The sequence below is a fragment of the Gottfriedia solisilvae genome, from assembly GCF_002128405.1.
In the GTDB taxonomy this organism is placed as follows: domain Bacteria; phylum Bacillota; class Bacilli; order Bacillales; family Bacillaceae_G; genus Gottfriedia; species Gottfriedia solisilvae.
This window is the reverse complement of sequence record NZ_NETJ01000001.1, coordinates 90565-111934: the sequence shown is the minus strand read 5'-3', so window position 1 is coordinate 111934 and position 21370 is coordinate 90565. Positions and strand designations below refer to the sequence as shown.

The 21370-nt window shown below is 32.6% G+C and carries 12 protein-coding genes and 1 pseudogene; 11 read left to right on the top strand and 2 right to left on the bottom strand.

The window, feature by feature from the left end; all coding sequences use genetic code 11:
- Window positions 1-1071 precede the first annotated feature (1071 nt).
- The 5 genes and pseudogenes from CAB05_RS00380 to CAB05_RS22375 all read left to right on the top strand — a co-directional run.
- Entirely contained in the window at window positions 1072-2289 is a 1218-nt protein-coding gene (locus CAB05_RS00380; RefSeq protein ID WP_087997781.1) for an MFS transporter, read from the top strand.
- 192 nt (window positions 2290-2481) lie between these two features.
- Window positions 2482-4188 carry a beta-N-acetylhexosaminidase gene (nagZ, locus tag CAB05_RS00375; RefSeq protein ID WP_158093134.1) on the top strand — a complete coding sequence of 569 codons (1707 nt, stop codon included), beginning with the start codon at window positions 2482-2484 and terminating at the stop codon, window positions 4186-4188.
- A gap of 64 nt (window positions 4189-4252) precedes the next feature.
- Window positions 4253-4828 (top strand): DJ-1/PfpI family protein, encoded by a 576-nt coding sequence (locus CAB05_RS00370; RefSeq protein WP_087997779.1) that lies wholly within the window; start codon window positions 4253-4255, stop codon window positions 4826-4828.
- A 1537-nt stretch (window positions 4829-6365) separates the two neighbouring features.
- On the top strand, window positions 6366-9908 hold the full coding sequence (locus CAB05_RS00365) for a S8 family serine peptidase (protein ID WP_280527173.1): 3543 nt from the start codon (window positions 6366-6368) through the stop codon (window positions 9906-9908).
- Window positions 9909-10007: 99 nt separating this feature from the next.
- A pseudogene (locus tag CAB05_RS22375) lies at window positions 10008-10207 on the top strand (beta-ketoacyl-[acyl-carrier-protein] synthase II); the annotation flags it as partial.
- A 156-nt stretch (window positions 10208-10363) separates the two neighbouring features.
- On the opposite strand, the gene CAB05_RS00355 reads toward CAB05_RS22375, so the two are convergent.
- On the bottom strand, window positions 10364-10801 hold the full coding sequence (locus CAB05_RS00355) for a PaaI family thioesterase (protein WP_087997778.1): 438 nt from the start codon (window positions 10799-10801) through the stop codon (window positions 10364-10366).
- Window positions 10802-10987: 186 nt separating this feature from the next.
- On the opposite strand from CAB05_RS00355, the gene CAB05_RS00350 reads away from it, so the two are divergent.
- Together CAB05_RS00350 and CAB05_RS22640 are read left to right on the top strand one after the other, a co-directional pair.
- Window positions 10988-11599 carry a TetR/AcrR family transcriptional regulator gene (locus CAB05_RS00350; protein WP_087997777.1) on the top strand — a complete coding sequence of 204 codons (612 nt, stop codon included), beginning with the start codon at window positions 10988-10990 and terminating at the stop codon, window positions 11597-11599.
- A 321-nt stretch (window positions 11600-11920) separates the two neighbouring features.
- Entirely contained in the window at window positions 11921-16303 is a 4383-nt protein-coding gene (locus CAB05_RS22640) for a S8 family serine peptidase (RefSeq protein WP_158093133.1), read from the top strand.
- Window positions 16304-16356: 53 nt separating this feature from the next.
- Here the strand turns inward: CAB05_RS22640 and CAB05_RS00340 are convergent, their stop codons facing one another.
- Entirely contained in the window at window positions 16357-17277 is a 921-nt protein-coding gene (locus tag CAB05_RS00340; RefSeq protein WP_087997775.1) for a LysR family transcriptional regulator, read from the bottom strand.
- Between the two features lie 672 nt (window positions 17278-17949).
- Here CAB05_RS00340 and CAB05_RS00335 point away from each other — a divergent pair.
- The 4 genes from CAB05_RS00335 to CAB05_RS00320 all read left to right on the top strand — a co-directional run bounded on the left by CAB05_RS00335 (window position 17950) and on the right by CAB05_RS00320 (window position 21312).
- Entirely contained in the window at window positions 17950-18078 is a 129-nt protein-coding gene (locus CAB05_RS00335; RefSeq protein ID WP_087997774.1) for a BA3454 family stress response protein, read from the top strand.
- A 167-nt stretch (window positions 18079-18245) separates the two neighbouring features.
- A complete protein-coding gene (locus CAB05_RS00330; RefSeq protein ID WP_087997773.1) occupies window positions 18246-18821 on the top strand; it encodes a TetR/AcrR family transcriptional regulator in 576 nt (191 codons plus the stop codon).
- Between the two features lie 524 nt (window positions 18822-19345).
- The gene (locus CAB05_RS00325; RefSeq protein ID WP_235821328.1) at window positions 19346-20533 is read left to right on the top strand and encodes an MFS transporter; all 1188 of its coding nucleotides are present in this window, start codon (window positions 19346-19348) and stop codon (window positions 20531-20533) included.
- A gap of 350 nt (window positions 20534-20883) precedes the next feature.
- Window positions 20884-21312: a universal stress protein gene (locus CAB05_RS00320; protein WP_158093132.1), complete on the top strand. Its 429-nt coding sequence runs from the start codon at window positions 20884-20886 to the stop codon at window positions 21310-21312.
- Window positions 21313-21370: the final 58 nt, after the last annotated feature.

Sequence of the window (21370 nt, the reverse complement as noted above, 5' to 3'; positions counted from 1 at the left end):
TAAAAAATTAAATAAAAGAAAATAAGGAGTAAACTGATAAATGGTAGTAATTGACAATAAGGTTGATAATTATTTTATCTTTAATTAAAGATATATCTGAAAAGAAATTACTAATTTAAATATATAAAACATCAATACCGATTAATATGGAAGTGTATTACTGTTTATAGAATTACATAAAAATATGCAACCTAAGTCCAATAGTGATTGGCGTAAAGGCTGCATATTTTTGTAACTACTTAACAAGGTATAACCATAATGGTAAATTTTTCTTAATCTAATTATTTACCTTCATGACCGCCAAACATATAGTTTCACAGGAACTTTTTTCCACAAATAATGGTTTATAAAGACGATAAGGGAAATTATGAAATCCATGTCTAAATTTTCAATAGTTTGAAGAGCTGTTGGAATAAGGCTAAATCAAGTCCCAGTTTTGTGAAATGGTTCTGAAGTATATTTAGTAGTAAGAATATGTAATTATCCAATGGGATTAAATAAGAAGACCATATAGAAAATGTGATAATAGGGAAATTATTGTAACAAACAGTGGCACAAGAAAGGATAACATTGGTTACCTAGATCTAAAGAAGGTTGGACTTTAGAATTCTGGCACGACATTAAAAATATTAAATCAAAGACGCATCTCCATTATAAAAAAGGGGGTGTTTTTTTGCTTTTGAAGGATGGACGCCAGAATCAAAATTAAATTGTGGTCTGTTAATATGGTTGAAAATTATCGAAATATTATTATCTAAAACTCTGTATCACATATTTTTCAGAATACTTTTAAAATTAGGGTTATTGGCGATACTACGAACTTAATTGAAGAAGAAAAGACTTAAAAGCTTATCTGTAAATAGCTTCTAATGAAAAATGCGAAAATTCAAAAAATATTTCTATATTATAAAAATATAAATAATATTGACTTCAAGGGTTGATAAGTATTAATATTATCTCGAATTCGAGATAATATTTAAATAGGTATGAAAATATCATACTAAATACTAAATTATGAAAAATTGTCTTGTAGTAATTAATAGAAAAAGTAAATTAGATGGGGGGATTTAAATGAAAACTCAACATTTTGGAATGACAATAGGGTTATATATTAATTACTTCCTTTTAGGTATGATTAATATCATTTTTACATCAAATATGAGTTTTCTAACAACACAATTAAATACAGATAATACAGGTATAAGTTTCTTAGTTTCAGGTATAGGGATTGGAAAATTAATCACTTTAAGTGTGTCTGGTAGGCTTTCAGATAAATTTGGCAGAAAGCCACTTGTGTTAACAGCTTCATTTCTATATCTTATTTTTTTGATTGGAATACCATTAGCACCTACTTATAAAATAGCGTTTATTATTGCCATTATTGCTGGGGTAAGTAATTCAATATTAGACTCAGGATCATATCCTGCACTTATTGAAGCATTTCCTAAAAATACAGGGATATCTACAGTACTAATAAAAGCATTTATATCAATTGGGGCTATGATTTTACCAATCATAATTTCATATATTATGAATCATAATATTTTTTATGGATATTCTTTTTTTATACTTGCTTTTATGTTTTTTATTAACGGAAGTTTCTTATCTATAGTTCGTTTTCCAAAAAATTCTAATTATAGTGATCAAGATACCATTTATGAAGCGCTTCGATTCAAAACAAAACCTATCATCTGGCTTGAAGGCTTAGCTACTATTTTTATGGGATTTACTACCACTACTTTATTTATGGTCGTTCAAGTTTGGCTCCCAACATATGGACTTAATATACTTGGTATGAGTAAAACTGATTCCATTCAGTTATTGAGTTTTTTCAACATTGGATCTCTTATTTCCGTTTTAATACTAGCAATCGTTATAAATCGGTTTGTAAGTCCAATAGTAATTTTAATTTTGTATCCTTTTTTAACTTCTTTATCTGTATTGATTTTATTATTTTGCCATCAACCAATTTTGTTAATAATAAGTTCTTTTCTTATAGGTTTTTCAACTGCTGGTTTATTTCAATTATGTATTACAGTAATAGTAGAATTCTTCCCTAAAAATAAAGCGACAAAATCGGCATATGTTAGCACTGCATCAAGTTCTGCATTCATAGTAATACCTTATATTACAGGGTTAATAGCAAAAAATATCGGTGTATCCGCTGTATTCTGGTTAGATATTATCATTGCGATAGTCAGTATTATACTTGCAACTTTTGTATTTTATCGTCATAAAAAAGTATTCAAAAAAATAGGGCATTCATCCAGTCTAATGAAAGCTTCTTAATTGCGTACAAAGCTACTAACTATCTAGATTTAATGATTATTGATAACTTTAATTTCTTGTATTTGACCTTTTAAAACAATCTAATTAAAAAATTACAAAATGTTTATATTTTTGAAACATCTCTTTGCTATTATTTTTTCGAGGTTAATATCATCAAGACTTTTAAACCATTTAGAATTTAGAGGTGAAGTTTTGAAAAAAAACATTAGAAAATTATCGATGATTGCCATTAGCAGTTTCTTACTATTATCTGGTTGTATAGAAGTTAACGCTAAAAATGAAAGTAAGGACAATGTAAATCTTAAGAATACATCAGCATATAGAAAACAAAGCAATATTACTTCTAAATTAGACTCAATACAGGATGAAGTTAATAAATTAACACTTAAAGAAAAAATAGGACAAATGATTATTGCTGGATTTGATGGAACAACATCAAGTAATGCAAAGGATCTTATAAAAAATTATAAATTAGGAGGCGTTATATTCTTTGGACCTAATGTAAAAAGTACAAGTCAATTAGTAAATTTAACAAATGAAATAAAAACATTTAATAAAAATAACAAGGTTCCTTTGTTTGTCTCTGTCGATCAGGAAGGCGGCAGGGTAAATCGAATGCCTTCAACGGTTTTAAATACTCCTTCTGCAAGAACAATTGGAAATAAAAATAATGAAAAATACGCATTTAATATAGGGAATATGATTTCAAAAGAGCTATCCTCATTTGGATTCAATACTGATTTTTCACCAGTATTGGATATACAAAGTAATCCTAAGAATACAGTAATTGGAGATCGTTCGTTTGGTTCAAGTTCAAGTGTTGTTTCTAAAATGGGTGAGAGTATGATGGAGGGAATTCGTAAAGGCAATACGATTCCTGTTATTAAACATTTTCCTGGGCACGGAAATACTTCCGTAGACTCACATTTAGAACTTCCTATAGTTAATAAAGATTTATTAAGTTTAAAAAAATTCGAATTAATTCCTTTCAGCAATGCAATAAAGAATCATGCAGATATGGTGATGGTAGCACATATATTAGTAAAGAAAATAGATTCTAAGTATCCAGCTTCAATGTCAAAAACAGTCATTACTGATCTTTTACGAAAGCAATATGGGTTTAATGGAGTAATTATAACTGACGATATGTCAATGGGAGCTATTGCAAAACACTATACCTTAAACAATGCGGCAGTAAGGTCTATAAATGCTGGTAGTAATATTATTTTAATTGGGCATGGAAACCAAAATGTAAGATCAGTTTACAACAGTTTATACAAAGCAGTTCAAAATCACACAATATCAGAGGATAAAATAAATAAAAGTGTATATAAGATTCTATCTTTAAAACAAAAATATAAACTGAATAATAATAATGTACCACCTGTGAATGTTATGAGTTTAAATAAACAAATTAAACAAACTATTGCTAATAACAATAAAACTAGTAATATACAAATCACTCTTAAAAAGAATATTGCAACTAAGGCTAAAGACGGAAAAATCATAAATGCAGAATTTAATGTAATGAATACAAATATAGAAACAATTTGGAATAAATGGGGAAAAGAAGATAGTAGTGCTTATGTTGCTGCTGCTAAAGGAACATATAGCACTTATCTTAAGAAAAACGTAGTATTTGGATATGAAAAAGGCCATAAAATATTTGAATTACGATCTTTTGATCCACGTTTGAAATATTTATCTATTAATGATATAAAAAATCATTTTGGATCTCCAAGTTCAGAGTATATTACTTCAAATAACGAAAAAATAATAACTTATTCCATTAGTTCCAATATGCTTAAATTTGTTTTTCCTTTAAAGAATCAAAATATAAAATTGGATCATTATTCCATTTATAATCCAGAAATTGCTAAAAATAATATGAGTAAATAAATTGGAGCTATCCTAATCAAGAATAAATTTGAAAAGTTAATTCGCTTAAATGGAGGAGTTAAATTTGAAAATTGCTATTGTCTGTTTTGATAATTTTACAGATATTGATGTATTTTTACCTTGGGATTTGTTAAATCGTGTACGTTTGGTTGGTGGTATTAGTGATTGGGATGTCCAACTTCTAGGAACTGATAAAACACATTTTTCTATGGCAGGATTAAGAATTCCAATGACAGGGAATATATCTGAGATTCCATCAGCTGATGCTGTAATATTTGCAAGTGGTATAGGTGTTCAGCATTTATTTCAAAATCAACAGTATTTAAACAAAATAAACTTCGACCCAAAAAGTCAATTGATTGGGTCCATGTGTTCTGGATCTTTAATTTTAGGAGCCAAAGGGTTGTTAAAAGGTCTAAAGGCTACTACTTATCCAACGGTAGTTGAACAACTTAAAAAATTTGATGTAGAAGTTATTGAACAAAGTTTTGTTAATAATGGAAATGTTTCAACTGCTGCTGGTTGCTTCGCTGCTCAGGAACTTTCAGCTTGGATTATTAGAACCTTAGTAGGTGAAGATATGGTAAACACTGTATTAGAAACTGTGCAACCTGTTGGAAAAGGATTATATTTTAATTAATTGTTCATGAATTATGAAGGACATAACAGTAGTATGAACATCTAGGAATTCAATGAAAATGTTTTTGCAGAAAATGTAAGTTCTGCTTTCATACTATAAAAACCATTAGGAGGCTACAACTTTTACCTTTCAAATTCAAAAGCAGTTTTATTTTTGTTTTTACTTAGAATTTTTAAATCTTCCTGAATATAAGCGAGAACAAATATAACTACTATATTGTTTTATTCTATTAAAATAGCTTATTAATTAATTACAAAATAGTATAATTCAAAGTACAAAAAATGACTCCTTTTGGTACATGGCTTCATTTTGCATCTTCAAGGGGACAACTCGCTATAGTAAAAAAACTATTTGAGATTGGAATAGATATACAACGCGTTAACTTTTGCAATAGAACAAGGACAAAGAGAAATCGTTGGATTAATAGAAAAAACTTAAGTAACTAACGCATGCCTAAGTTACTTAAGAAAAAAGGAACTTCGTTTCATGAGAAGTTCCTTTTTTCTTTTTTCAATCGGTCGCTCAGCTAGGGAATCGATTGAAGTATTTACACACGTAAATAGTATTTTGAAAAGCTGAAATGTTACTTTTATATATCAGTTAAAATCAACTTTTAAATAAAATAAATGAGTAAAAAGAAATCTCAAAGATAGAAAATAAACTAATTTTTAAATCAAATAAGTATTAAACCTATTAGCTCTAAGATTGGATTTAACCTTATTGATTCTATACTATTTTACAAAAATATTAATTTATTATCATCTAAAATATCAATCACTATCATTTAAAATAAAGTATTGTTCGTTTTTCTGAATACTGACTGATTTTCCTCCTATAATCTTCTCTCATTCTTCTTTATTGATAACTGAAATGAATCATTATGATAACGAGAATGTCATTTACTAAAAAAAAATATCACCATATAATAACCTTAATATTTTGAATAGTCTAAATTCCCCTTTATTTATTAATGATTTAATTCCACTATCCCAAAATGCAATTTATGTTAGAGCTCATGCTTTAGAAAACATTAGATTATCTGAAAAATAGAAACAAACAGCAGCAAACACTAAGTTATTGATTCGTTCTGTTGATATTATCAGCCAGTATTTACAGGTTGTTCAATATAAAAAATATGGAGGTTAACAAATGAGAACAAAGATGACAAAACGAATTACTTCATTTGCACATGTTCTAACCTTATTCAATTCTTCAATTTAGTAGTTAGTTTTTTGCCTCAATTAAAAATTCACTAAAAGCATCATAGAACCCTCCCAATTGAATCACCAGTCTCGCACTCCCATTCTCAAAAGTCACTACAATTTAAAGGGGGAAACACATGATAAGGATCGTTCTCTGCAGAAGTAAAAATGGACTTTACTAGAAGAGAAAGTTGTAACAGTTTAGTGCAGTGTAAGTATGGTCTACACATGTAGAATTTAATCTTGGAACTGCTGTTTTAAACGTTAAATAAATATTACTAAAGACGCACTTGTTTTAGGTCAAATTCTAGATGAGTTAAGTAGGAGGTAAGTGGATGATGAGGAAGAAAAATGGTATTCATTTCAAAGTAATTACTACAGCAACTTTAGCAGCAATATTGTTAACGTCAACGGGTTTTGCAGAAGAAACAGAAAGTAACACGGATACAGCTCCAAGTATTGAGGACATTGTAAAAAAAGGTCAAAAAATTTTCTTAGATGAAGAGAAACATTTAAATGAGGATCAAGTAGATGAACTAGATTATAAGGATTTAAGTGAAAATGGTATTGTTAAAGCTTATAACCCAAATGAACAAGTACGATTAATAGTTGAGGTAGAACAACCAGAATCTATTGATATTTCTCCTAAAGAAAAAAAGAAGCAACAAAAACAAAAGCAAGATAACGTTATAGCAAAAATTTCAATGCAAAGATCTGTTTCCAAGGTAAAAAATCGTTTTTTTGAAGGCTTTAATGGGTTTAGTGTTGAAACTGAATTTCGTAATGTTAAAGAAATACAAAACACACCTGGGGTTGATAATGTACATATTGCAAGAACTTTTGAACCATCTATGGGTGCAAGCAAAGAATTGGTACAAGCTCAAAATGTCTGGCATCAATATGGTTATGAAGGTGAAGGGTTACTTGTTGGGGTTATAGATTCTGGAATTGATTATACTCATAAAGATATGACACTTACTGCAAAAGGTAAAAAAAATGAAAAATGGACAGAGACGAATATCCAAAATAAGTTTACTGAAACTGCAGTAAATGAGAAATGGTATAGTGATAAAGTACCTACAGGTTATGATTGGGCGGATGATGATAGTGATGTAATTCCTCATGGTGAATATGGAAGCCCTCATGGTACACATGTAGCAGGTACAGTAGGAGCAAATGGTGACGAAACAAATGATGGTGCACAAGGGATTGCGCCTGGTGTGCAACTTTTAGCTGAAAAAGTGTTTTCTGACAATGGTGGAGGAGCTTATGAAGATGACATTATCGCCGGTATTGAGCACGCAGTATCATTGGGAGCAGATGTTATTAACATGAGTTTAGGAACTGATGCTGGCTTTGTTGGTGACAACGATCCGATGCAGAAAGCAATTCACGTAGCAACAGAGAATGGCACACTTGTAGTAGTTGCTGGTGGGAACTCTGCTTACAGTACCAAAAATGAACTACTGCAATCTTCTTTACAACCTTATGCTGAAAATCCAGATATTGGTACAGTGGGTGAACCAGGTATTAGTCCATATGCAATTTCTGTAGCTTCATATGAAAATTCGAAAATTCATATGAACACCCTTGAAGAAGAAAATGGAAATCAGCTTCCATATCAAGATCAAACCCAGTTTAACTTTAAGTTTTCTAAAGTTTTATCTCCATTTGAAAGTTACGAGATGATTTATGTAGGTGAAGGTAGAACTGAAGATTTTAATAATAAAGATGTCACAGATAAAATTGTTATTGCAAAACCAGACCAAATATATGGATCATACAGTCATATTCAATACGAAGCAAGTAGAAAGGGTGCTAAAGCGGTTATTTTAGTACCATCGAATACAGATGTTGACTATCCATTTGTCTACTTTAGCCCTTATTATGCAACAGCGGCAACAACAGGCAAAGCAATTGGTAATACTTTAATATCTAAGTTAACAAGTGGTTATATCGTTAAAATGAAATTATCAAAAGGAATTTATATTGATAATCCAAATAAAGATACAATGTCATATTTCTCATCTTACGGAACACCACATACATTAGACTTTAAACCTGAGTTATCAGCACCTGGTGGTAATATTTATTCAACTGTTCCAGGCAATGAGTATGAGATTATGAGCGGAACATCAATGGCAACTCCACACGTAGCAGGTGGCTCTGCACTATTATTACAATCCTTATATGAAAAAGGTTTAGCTCATTCAAAGAAAACAGCTTTAAAAGCTAAAATTGCATTAATGAACACGTCTAAAATTATACAAGATCCACGGACAAATTCTGAAGTTCCTTACTCACCACGAATTCAAGGGTCCGGTTTGATGCAAATACAAAATGCAATTAAAACACCTGTACTCGTGACAAGAGAACAAACTCCTCTAGAACAAGCAGGATCAGTTGCATTAAAAGAGATTAATAGCAATAATGTCCAATTTAAATTGAATTTAGAAGCACTTTTAAACAATAAAGATAAAGATAAAGATAAAGATAAAGAAGAATTTGAATATAGAGTTTATGTAGATGTCCTAAAAGATGGCAAAGAAACGAAAGAATTTGACTTAGACAATGATGGTACATTAGATTCAAAAGATTATTTAACATTAAAAAATGAGCGAATACAAGGTGCTATAGCTTCTGTGAACGGAGAAAAAGTAAGTAACTCTCGTGGGAATATAATAAAAATTAAGTCAGGGCAAAATAAGAATCTCGATATTCAAATTGAATTACCAACTAATTTAAAGAAAGGAATTTTTGTTGAGGGATATGTACGACTAGTTCCAACAGGTCAAAACGCAGATTTAGCTGTTTCAATTTCTATACCATATATGGGCTACTACGGAAAATGGGAACAACCACAAAATATTGACCCTGTGGCATGGGATAAAAATGCTTTCTTAGGTTACACAGTTCTTTGGAATGATGAACTAGGTTCAGAAGGTACCTTCCCATTAGGGTATGATCCGCAGACTGGAACATTTAACAAAAGTCGAATGGTTATTTCTCCAAATGCATACTTAAAAAAAGTATTCTCAACTTTTACGACACTAAGAAACTTACAAAAGACTGAAATGTATGTTGAGAATGAAAATGGTGAAAGGATTCAATATCTTGGTGACTTTAGTGAATATACTGGTAAGCCATGGAAATTCCGTAAAAATATTATGTCTTATCAAAACTATATGAATGGTGGATATTGGTGGGATGTAAAAGATCAAAATGGGCAGGTAGTCAATGATGGTAATTATAATTATGTCATAAAAACAACACTAGATTATAAGGATGCTAAACCACAAATTGTAAAACTACCTATCCAAGTGGATTCTGTTGCTCCAGTTGTTTCGGATATTAAAGTACAACCGAAAGATGGAAAATTTGAAATCTCTTTCAAAGCAGTTGACAACAAACATGGTAGTGGATTTAAAGGGGCAATTATTTGGTTTAACGGTCAATATATGCCATTAAAGATTGGACATACCTCAGTCCTTGTGGAAGAAGAGCCGAAGAGCGTAGTCGTATTGGGCTATGATTATGCTTATAATCATGGATACTCAGTTTGGGGAGACCCTTCATATATTAATGAGGAAATGCTGGTCAGTTACTTTAGTGTATGGCCAAATGAAAATATTTCTGCAAGTACACCTGCAGGAATCAATGCATTTGCTAGTAACAATGTAAATTGGACAATCAATATAAAAGATATTAATGGAATAGTAATTGATTCTATGAAAGTTGAAAATGAAACTGAAATCCATTTGAACTGGACGCCTGAGTCAGATGTTCCAAATGGTACGTATTTTGTTTCAGCAGACGTTGTAAATAAACAAGGCTTTAAAGTTACGACAACTCCACAAACTGTTACTGTAGTACAATAATAGAATGAAAAAATGCCAGTCTCTTATTCTACGAGCTGGCATTTTTTCATTAACTTTAAATTGATATAAAAACTATAAATCGATGCTTGGTGCAGCAGGGGTGTAGAGACAATTGCCTTATTGAAAAGTCTACAGGAAGGCATTATTCCTCCAACCATCAATTTAACTCATCCTAATTCAGAATGTGATTTAGACTATGTATCGGAAGGGGGAAGTAAGAAAGAATTGAACATTGGTATATCAAACTCATTTGGTATAGGGGCCACAATTCAGCTATTTTGTTGAAAAAGTATATTTAAATGTAGCGATTTGTGTTGCCAAAAAAGAGGGAACTATATTCCCTCTTTTTATTAAAGTAAGTATCATAAATTACTAAATATCAAATATTTTACACGTATGGTTATTGAATTCTGTCACTAATAAGGTTCGTTATTCGATTAGCTAAAATTGTGCTCCTATCTTCCTGCTGATTTTTCACCTCTAAGAATCATACACGTACTTAAAGCATGGGCGACTAAAGAACCTCCTTCATCAAAAACATCACACTTAATCAAACCTATCGTATTTCCTCTTTTCATAACCTCTGCTTTTGCTATAATTTTTTCGTTCCAGACGGGTTTTAAATAGTTAATTTTAAGTTCAACGGTTGTAAATGATTCATTAATTTCTAATGTACTAACAAAGGCTACACCCATCGCCATATCTGCAATATCGCATAAAATCCCACCGTGGATTGTACCCATAGGATTTGCATGTTTTTCTGTATCACATTGTAATTCAAAAACTGCTTTTCCTTCTTCGACATTTACAAGTTCCGCTCCAATTAACCTTGCAATGGGCGGAGGTGGAAACTCACCATTCATAAATTTTTGCAGATAAACTTTTTTACTCATTTTAACATCCCTCCATTATAAAAAATACAAAACGGTCTGTTTTTATTATATATTATCGGAGACATGATTTGTCAATATAATCGAAATGTTCAGATAAAAATAATGTGATTTTGAGGACTGATAACGTTATACTAAATTTAACAGACTACTCAGTTTGAAAAATTAGTCAGAAATGAGGACAAAAAAATGCGCAAAGGCGAAAGAACTAAGCAAATGATTATTGAAAAAGCCTCAGGACTATTAAATACACAAGGTTATATGTGTACTCCTATAACTTCTATCATGGAAAAAACCGGGATGGAAAAAGGAGGAATATATAATCATTTTAAAAGTAAAGCAGAACTTTCATTGGATGCATTTTCTTACGCAATTAATACAATGTCCATGACTTTTCAAAAAGCAATTGAAAACCAAAATACTACTGTTGAAAAGTTGAACGCTATACTTGATGTTTTTTTGTTTCTAGTAGAAGGAAAGCCTATTCCTGGAGGATGTCCGATCTTAAATGCAGCAATAGAGTCAGATGATGCACATCCCGATTTACGGGAGGCGACAGTAATGGCCATGAATGATTTATATTCAATGATCCTTCGAATATTTCGAGATGGGATAAAAAAAGTAGAAATCATTCCTACGATAGATTCTGAAACGTTTACAACAATATTTATATCGACAATTGAAGGATCTCTAATGATGACAAAGCTATATGATGACACCATTTATATAAATCGGTCTATTGGCTTCTTAAGAGATTACCTTACTACACTTGAAACGACTAATAATAATATGAGTAATTAAAAAGCTAAACTATCTTAAGAAAAAACCTGTTCTCAAATCGGAGCAGGTTTTTTGATTTTCTTAGAATTCGTTTTTAGAAAGGATCTAACTCTCATCTTAATAATGTGCATAGAGTTATATTTGTTTTCCTGCTATAGTTTTATATTTCATTCCTCTTTATTAATAACTAAAATGAATCATTATGATAACAATAATGTCATTTACCAGAAAAATATATCACCATATAATAACCTTAACATTTAGAATAGTCTTATTTATCTGTTTTTAATAGGTTAATTCCGCTGTCCTTAAATGAAATTTGTGGTAGAGGTGATGCAAAAGATGAAAAAACGAACGAAGTGGTATAAGGGAAGAACTGCGACTTATATGGTTGCTACAGCCCTAGTAATCTCTAATGCTAAATTTATTTTTGATACTCCATTAAGTAAGGCGCAAGGATCTGGTCCCGATGATGCGATGACACGTGTTGTGGTTGAAATGGAAGGAACTCCTGCCATTCAAACCATGCCTCATTCAGTACATGTTGAAGCCGTTTCCAAAACATTAAGAAGAATGATAAAAGATCAAACTGAGAATTTGAAAAAATCTCACTTGAAAGTAATACAAGAAATAATAGAAAAGAAGATTCCATTCAAAAAGTCTAATGAATATACGTACATATTTAACGGAGTTTCATTACAAGTACCTAAAAACAAATTGGATGAATTACGTTCACTTCCAGGAGTAAAGGCTATATATCCCGATCAAGAATATCACGCAAAATTAGACAAAAGCGTTCCCTTGATAGGTGCTCCAGATGTCTGGTCAAAGCACGACAATGAAAATCAAGCAGTTACTGGCAAAGGAGTCACAGTCGCCGTGATTGACACTGGTGTAGACTATGATCACCCTGACCTTGGCGGGGCGCTAGGCTCAGGGCATAAAGTAGTTGGGGGATATGATTTTGTCAATAATGATAATGATCCTATGGATGACAATGGCCATGGTACTCATGTTGCTGGAATCATTGGAGCACATGGAAATTTGAAGGGGGTGGCACCTGACGCTTCGATTACAGCTTATAAGGTCTTGAATCAAGATGGTATGGGGACAACATCCGATATCATGGCAGCTATAGAAGCTTCTATTTCACCGGACAACCCATTCCCAGCAGATGTCATTAATATGAGTCTGAGTGGTCCTGGTGATGGTACTGATCCCATCTCCAAAGCTGCCCAAAATGCGGTAGATGCAGGAGTTGTTGTTGTTGCGGCAGCCGGGAATGAAGGCCCTAGTTACGGTACGATTGGTGCTCCAGCAATTGCTGAGGGAGTACTTGCTGTTGGAGCAAGTGTAAGCGGTATCAAAGTACCCGACGCGAAAATGGTTGCCCCACTTGTAGAGAATTTAACCGTTACCCGTCTAGGTTTTTCAGCTAATCCCCATGATACTGCAATTACCCAAGATCTGGTAGACGTTGGAGAAGGTGGAATGGAAAGCTACAATGGATTAGATGTAAAAGGAAAGATTGTCCTAATTCAACCACCAGTAGGTTCAGATGGACGTGCAGAGGCGATTACAGCACAAGAAAAAGGGGCAGACGCTGCGATATTTTTCGTGCCTGAGCAACCCGGACCTTCTTTTAAAATAGGAGATACTATTCCATCTCAATTTACATCCAACCCTTATTCAGAGTTAGAATCACAACATCAATTCTTAACAGGTTCTAATGTAAATAGCCAGTTAGAATCGTTAGTCGCTATGAAAATTGGTGCAAGTAAAGCTGGGGAATTAAAGTCTTACTTGGATAAAGGACCTGTTAAAATTACGATTACAGGAAAAGACATAACGGATCAAATTGCAAACTTTAGTTCGCGTGGACATTCCGAATTTCGAGCAAAGCCTGATTTAGTCGCGCCAGGCGTTGAAATCAACTCGACGTTCGTTAAGAATGAGAGTAATGATACAGGATATACAAAATTAAGTGGGACTAGCATGGCTGCTCCTCATGTGGCGGGTGCAGCTGCACTTCTGAAACAACTTAAACCGTCATGGAATGCTAGCGAGATTTCCAGCGCTTTAAAAGAAACTGCTAAACCACTGTCATCATATGATGTGCTTACACAAGGGACAGGCAGATTGGATGTAAAGGCTGCAGCGGAAACAAATGTTATAGCCTCTCCCAATGTACTAAATTTAGGATTAGCTGATTTAAAAGATTCGGAGATTCATAGAAACGCTTCATTATCTTTGAACAATCAAGGCGATGTACCAGTTGATATGGATTTTACTATTAAAGAAGATAAAAAATCCGGGGCAACCGTTACTGTGAATCCTTCCCATATTCATATTGAACCAGGTAAACAGGTTAATGTTGAAGTAAATATTAACATGACTCGACCGGATCAGGATATCGATATCTTGGGCTGGGTAGAAGGAAATATTCAATCTGCAAAAGAATCGCAGCACTTACGCGTGCCATACAAGTTAATTGCAAGGCATTTCCGCATTACTGCATCACCTGATCCAATAACAGCAACAGTGAGTGAAACAAGTGCCTTTATTTATAGCCCGGTTAATCTGACACAAGCTCCTAAAGTAACCGTACGAACTCCAAGTGGAAAAACAAATGAAGTGACTGCTGTATTAGATCATGATCGATGGTGGAAATTGCAGGTTCAGACAAATGAAGCGGGAATATATCGTATCGATGCAAGTACTACAGTCAAAAATTCATCTAATGTGGAATCTACAATTATAGGTTCTGGTTATCTGGAAAAATTACCTACAGATAATGAACATGCTTCAACATGGAAATCTATTGGCCCATACTCTAATGCAGGACTGATGAATTTTGACTTAAAAAATTCTAAGGACATGACAGTTTTACCTTCATCGACTCTATCATTGTTCCGTACTGAAGATAGGGCTGAAACTTGGCATGAGTCTAGAAATTTCCCTGTAGCAGGAGGAGTAGCTGCTGAACTAGTGGCTGATCCTACCGATGAAAAAAATATGTATGTGGCTATTAATTCTAAAAATAATGATCCAACTTATATTGGAAAGATATTAGCTAGCAAAGACGGTGGAAAAACATGGAACACTTTATCTTTTCCGAACAAAGAGATAACTGATTTAGTAATTGATAAAAGTGGGAAAAAACTGGTTGCTATTTCGAGTAACGAAGTTTATATCAGCTTGGACAGAGGAATTAGTTGGGAGATGCTACCTGGATGGTGGGGATTTCTTAATAATGCAATTCTTCTGAATAACGACCTATATATTTCAGCAGGTTATGATGGTGTTTACTTATTTAAAGATGTATTCTCTGGATCAGCTAAATCTGAACTATTATATCAGCCACCTTTTCCTTTTAGAAGTACAAAAGAAATTGAAGGCAATGAAAGTATGCTAGTTGTTGGCACTTTTGGTGGCGGATTGTACGCTTCATATAACGAAGGTAAAGACTGGAAAGAACTTACTCACTCTCAAATACCATTTAATAATGTATCTCATTTAGAGATTCTAGATGGGGATATTTATGTAGGCACTGGGTATGATGGAATAATGGTGAGTCACGACAAAGGAAAAACTTGGGAAACTTGGAAAAAACCTCTTCCTGGGTCTAACTCCTATGAAGTCGATTTCGCCATTGGACCAAAATCTTCTCCTAAAGGGATTCGACCAATTTATGTATCTTCTGAACAGGCAGGGATATATGGTACACAGGATAGCAGCGAATCATATAAACGAATCGGTATTCCTGGAGCAACGGTTTACGACATGGCTATTTCGCGGAATTCTAAAGGATATCAGTTACTTGCCGGGACTGACTCAAACACTTACATGACTGCGTTACCAATTCAAAACAAGGTTGATTCCACAACATTAGAATGGGGAGCAGCGGAAGGTGAAGGAAGAGTAGGAGAACAAGTGTATCAGATTGCTACTTCTCCAATAGAACATAATGTTGTTTACAAACTACGCTATAGTGCGGTTGGGAATACTAATGTATACCGAAGCAACGATGGCGGTGAAAAATGGGAATTAAAATTTGAAGATAGAGGAGTCCCATCTGATATGCTAATTAACCCAGCCGACTCCAAGCAAATTATGATCACTTATTATATTCCAGGAACTAGTGAATCAGGTATCTATATTAGTAAAGATTCTGGGGAGAATTGGAAAAATATTAAGCTAGAACACAAATTTATAACTTTAGCATCCGCTGATCCTAACAATCCAAACCGGATTTGGGCAGGTGGAAATGAGGGTCTATTCTTGTCCAACGATATGGGTCAATCATTCCAAAAAATTCAAAATGTACCCGTAAGCAGTATTGCTATTGACTCATACAATCCTAGTCATTTAGTGGTCGGTGGAAATCATTTATATATTAGCACTGACGGTGGTAAAACATTAGAAACAGCAAAAGGTGCGGGTGTTGATGAGCTCAACATATATGTAAATGATATGATAGTTTCTCCTAATAACCATAATATCGTTTATGCAGCCACGGGTTCCTTTTATGAATATGGCTTACTTAAGGGAGGTCGCGGTGTGTTAAAAAGTGTGGATGGAGGAAAAACATGGACCAATATATCCGGGGCTCTCGAGAATAGAAATGCTACTGCAATTGAACTTTCTCCCGACGAAGAATATTTATTTGTCGGAACACAGGGTGGCAGTGTACACCGAATGAAATTAGCTAAAAAACAACATTAAAAAAACTTCCCCATTCCGCTTCTTTGAATGGGGGAGTTTTTTTATATAATCAATCAGGAATTAATAAAAGTTTTTTCAGTATCCTCTACATAAAGACTTGTCTCTTTCACATAATTAAACAACAATTCTATAAAATTTCTAGCAGCATTTCCAATATATTTATCTTTATGATGCACAATAGCAATTTCCTTACAAATTACAGGGTTTACTATTTTAATTATATTGAGGGTCTCAGCATCCTTTGAAGCGAGTAGTGTACTTGGTAGAATGGTTGCTCCAATACTTGCTTTCACTAAACTCAAAATAGATTTTACATCAGATAATTCTATGATTGGTTGAATGACAAATCCCAAAGAATTAGCGGCAATATCTATTACTTTTCGGCAATTGTGGCTTAAAGGACTTAATACTAGTGGTAGGTCTTTAATCTCTTCAAAATCAACCTTATCCCTTTCAGCCAAAGGATGATCAAATGGTACAGCTAAATAAAATTCTTCATTAAATAAAGGAATATTTGTTAACTGTTCATTCGCTAAAGGCATTGTCAGAGCTATATCGACTTCATTTTGAATAACTTTATCTTCAATATCATCTGACTGAATGATCTTTAATTGAACATTTGGAAACTTTCGATGAAGTTCTTGAAAAACTACAGATGCAAGTTGGCTCAACTCTTCCGACATTGTACCAATAATCAGTTTTCCTCTTTTTACCTTTTGGAGCTCTCCGATTTGTTCATAGATTAATTGTAAATTGGAGAATATTTTTTCGGATTCTTCTTTTAGAATTTTACCAGCTTCCGTAATGGCAATTTTTTTACCTAAACGATCAAATAAACGAACCCCTAATCTATCTTCAAGCGCTTTCATTTGACGACTTAAAGCAGGTTGTGAAATTCCTAATTTCTCTGCTGCCCTTGTAAAATGTAATTCCTCACAAATAGCTATAAAGTATTCCAATTCCCTTAATTCCATGATTTCACTTCTCTCTATTCTAGATGATTTTATTTAATGTACTAATTTATTATTAAGAGAAAAACTAAATAAAAGACTGGTCATTCCCATAATAAACTATTGAACATAGAAACAACAACTCAGGAGTTTTATTAAGGAAATAGTAATTCTTCTCAACACTCTCTTTGCAACCATTAATGAAAATGTTTTTAAAAAAAATAATTCAATTCCTTATAATATCTATCCCTTAGATGAAATGGAGAAACTTAGATGTTAAAAGACAGCGGATATCAGTCATATATCTGCAATGATAAATAATTCTCAACTAAATATAGAGTTTTATGCAGGAGTTTCGGGGCTAAGGCTTGTGTTAAAAAAAGGATATAGGAAAAAACTGCTATTTGACTGATAAAATATCGCATAGTATATTTATCTCGAATTAAAGATAAAATAATTCAAAATGAAAACTGCTTTAAGTACTTTTTTATAAAAAGGAATCAATTGCAGTTATAATTCGAAATATGAATATCTTGAGTTCAAAATAAATTTAATTGTATTTAAACAATAGTGTGGTTAACTTTTATTTTTTATATTACGTATAGTAAATAAGATTATAAAAAACAACAACACTGCCAGACCAAACTTTAATTTTTGTTGACCATATACGATTTTTATACTAAAGGGGTGAAAAAAATGCTAGAAGTAACAGTGAACCTTAAATATAAAGGGAAGAATTATCAAACCAAAGTAATTGTTCAAAAGGGCACACCACAAGAAAAAATATTCCGTATAGCAAAAGAACAAATTCAAAAACAATGGTAGTTATCTTTTTAAAGAAATAGTAATAATTTTTCTAGATTTCCCAATAATACAGCAACAAATAAGAAATAAGAAACCTTTATCTGTCACACTCCTTTTAAAAAGTGTATTACTGATTATTCAAATTTTATTTTTAAATATGCTATAATCTTTCAAAAGGAGGTACTAGCGTGGCCAGACATAAGGAATATGATGAAAAAGAAGTTTTACAAAAAGCAACGGAACTATTTAGGTATCAAGGTTACGAAAAAACCTCATTGCAAGATCTTGTTTCTCATATGGGGATTCACAGAAGAAGTTTATATGATACATTTGGTGACAAACATTCATTATTTTTAAAAGCGTTGGAACATTATGATAACAATATGAAGAAAAATATGGATATACAAGTAAAGAATTCATCAACTGCGAAAGATGCTATTAGAAGTATATTAGAAATGGCCATTTCCCAAGATAACGAAAAAACAGTTGGTTGTTTGACAATTAATAGTGCAGTTGAGTTGACTTTACATGATCAAGAAGTAGCAGAAAAAATTGAACAAAATTTTTCTAAGACAGAAAAAATTATACTTGAATTACTATTACGTGGACAAAATTCAGGAGAAATTCCTAAACACCATGATATAGAAAAATTATCACAGTTTATTCATAATTCTTTTGTAGGTTTACGAGTTTTAGTCAAAACAACTAACGATAAAAATAAACTTAAAAATATTATTGATACGACACTCTCTGTATTAGATTAATTATTTAAAATTGATCGAATTTACCTTAAAGGTCTTTTTTTAAAATAACTGAAGGGGGTATAGTATACAATTGAAAAATAATTAAATTCAATATAATAGGACTGGATTTCTATCTTTAATTGTGAATGAAAAATAGTTAACTAAAATCAGTTAACTTTTTTTGTTGCTATTTATTTTTAATAGTCATTAGAGAACGAACGGTAAAAAATAATTCTTTACCATTCGTTCTCTATATGTTATAAATATAAACGTCGAAGGGAGTTAATAATTGTTTAATTAAAAATACAATTATTGGATCACGAATTCAGCCTGAAATTTTTATATTAATGAAAACTGCGAACTTTCACAAATCGTAATATTACCGAAACGTTAGTATATCCTTTGTTAATCGCGGAGTTGTGGAGGTTTGTATATTTGAGAACGAACATTCTCAAAAGAGGAACGAATAGCTATAGAGTAAGAAAATTGTTAAAAAAGATAAGAATTAAAATTAAGCATTAGAAAGGAAAATGAATGTGAAAAGAATGTTATTAGTTATATTATTGATGTCTTGTGGAGCAACTTTTGTAACTCCATTATTTCCGCTGTATAGTGAATATTATCAATTAAACAGTTTGCAAATTACGATTTTGTTTGCTATCTATGCAGCATTCCTGTTACCGACTCTTCTTGTTGTGGGGGCAAAAGGTAGTGCTTGGGGACTGAAAAAAGTTCTTGGCATTAGTATTTTGATTTCAATAGTTTCAACTTTGCTCATGATTGGTAGTACAGAAGCGTGGATGATATATGTTGGAAGAAGTTTAGAGGGAATTGCGTATGGTTCGTTTACTGGTACGTCTGTAGCTTTTCTAATTAGACAATCAGATCCCAAAAAAATAGGTAAAGCTATTAAATATTCAGGAGTTACTGTACTTGTTGGCTTTGGACTTGGACCAGCTATTGCGGCTTTTATGTTACAATATTTCCCTATTCAACCACTTAGATTACCATTTTGGATATTAATTGCATTATTAATTTTCTCGATTATCATACTAGAATCTCTACCAAAGGATGTAGTTTCGAAAGAACAAAAGCTTGCAAAACATAAGATATCTCTTGGGGTTCCAAAAAAAATACGTTCTCACTTTTGGTCGATGTCTGGACTATCTATTTTTACAGTATTTACGATTCAAGGAACAGCTCTTGCTCTAATTCCTACTTTCGTGAAAAATGTTATTCATACATCTAATTTATTTATTTCTGGTTTGATCTTTTTAATTCTATTAGGTGGTGGTGCATTCGCACAGTTTATTCCTAAACCTTCTCAACCGGTTACACGTATTAGATGGGGGATCTTGCTTTTAGGTATTGGTTCTTGGTTGATTGTTACATCTGGTTTTACAGCAAGTTTACCATTATTATGGATCAGTATATTCATACAAGCACTTGGTGCTGGGTGGACTTTCCAAAATGCATTATTTTTTGCAGGGCAACTGCCTGAACCTGAAGCTAAACCACGTGTGATTTCGGCTTTCTGGATATGTGCGTATATAGGATTCATTGTGCCTCCAGTTGTTGTTGGAGCACTTACACAAATTTACAGTTTAAACATTTCTCTTATCGTGCTAAATCTGTTTTCTTCCTTGATTGTTGTTTATGTATTGTTGTATTCAGTTAGATTTAAACGTGAGACATATAGTACAACAGTTCCAAATAAAGGAGCTTCAAGATGATATGTAATAATGAACGGAGAGGGGGAATGCAAACAAACCATTAATTTTTATTTGGATATTTGAGAATGAACGTTCTCAAGTTGGGTCTTCAGCTATTAGTTACGATTAAAGCAACTGCAAATATGGTTTTATAGAAAGGAGAATCTCCCCTATGATTTCGCGATCAATGAAAAAGTTGCGCATACAATGGAAAATCTTTGAGGGATTCTATTAAAAAGCATCAAATTAAAATATGTTATTAACGATCGCCATCAAGTTTTGTCATCAAAGCGGAGGATCAGATCTGATTAATAAAAAAGATAATCACCTTCATGGGTTTAATAAGATTTTATAATAAGGGGAGTGACAATATGTATGAACGATTTTTGGTTCCAGTTGACGGATCCGAACACTCTAAACATGCATTGAAATCGGCAAAAAGGTTGGCGCAAAACATGGGGATAAATGCCCGAATAACGCTTCTTCATATCATTCCTAGTAACAATATCAATACAGTTGCTTTCGGAGTGGATATTGATATTGAACAATTGCAAGTAGAGGAAGTTAGGAGGATTTTAGATGAATCCGCACAAGTCCTTTCAGGGTCATCTATACAATATGATAGCGAATACCATATTGGAGATCCTGCAGAAATGATATGCAAGAAGGCAAAAGAGGGAGATTACGATATTATCGTAATGGGTAGCAGGGGACTTAGCCTCTTTTCAGAACTGCTCTTGGGAAGTGTAAGCCATAAAGTGGTCCAGCATGCGAATTGTGCTGTAATGATTGTAAAGTAAATAAGAGGTGATCGTAACCCCAAGTACTAAGAGAAAAAGTACAAGAAGTAACCAGGTT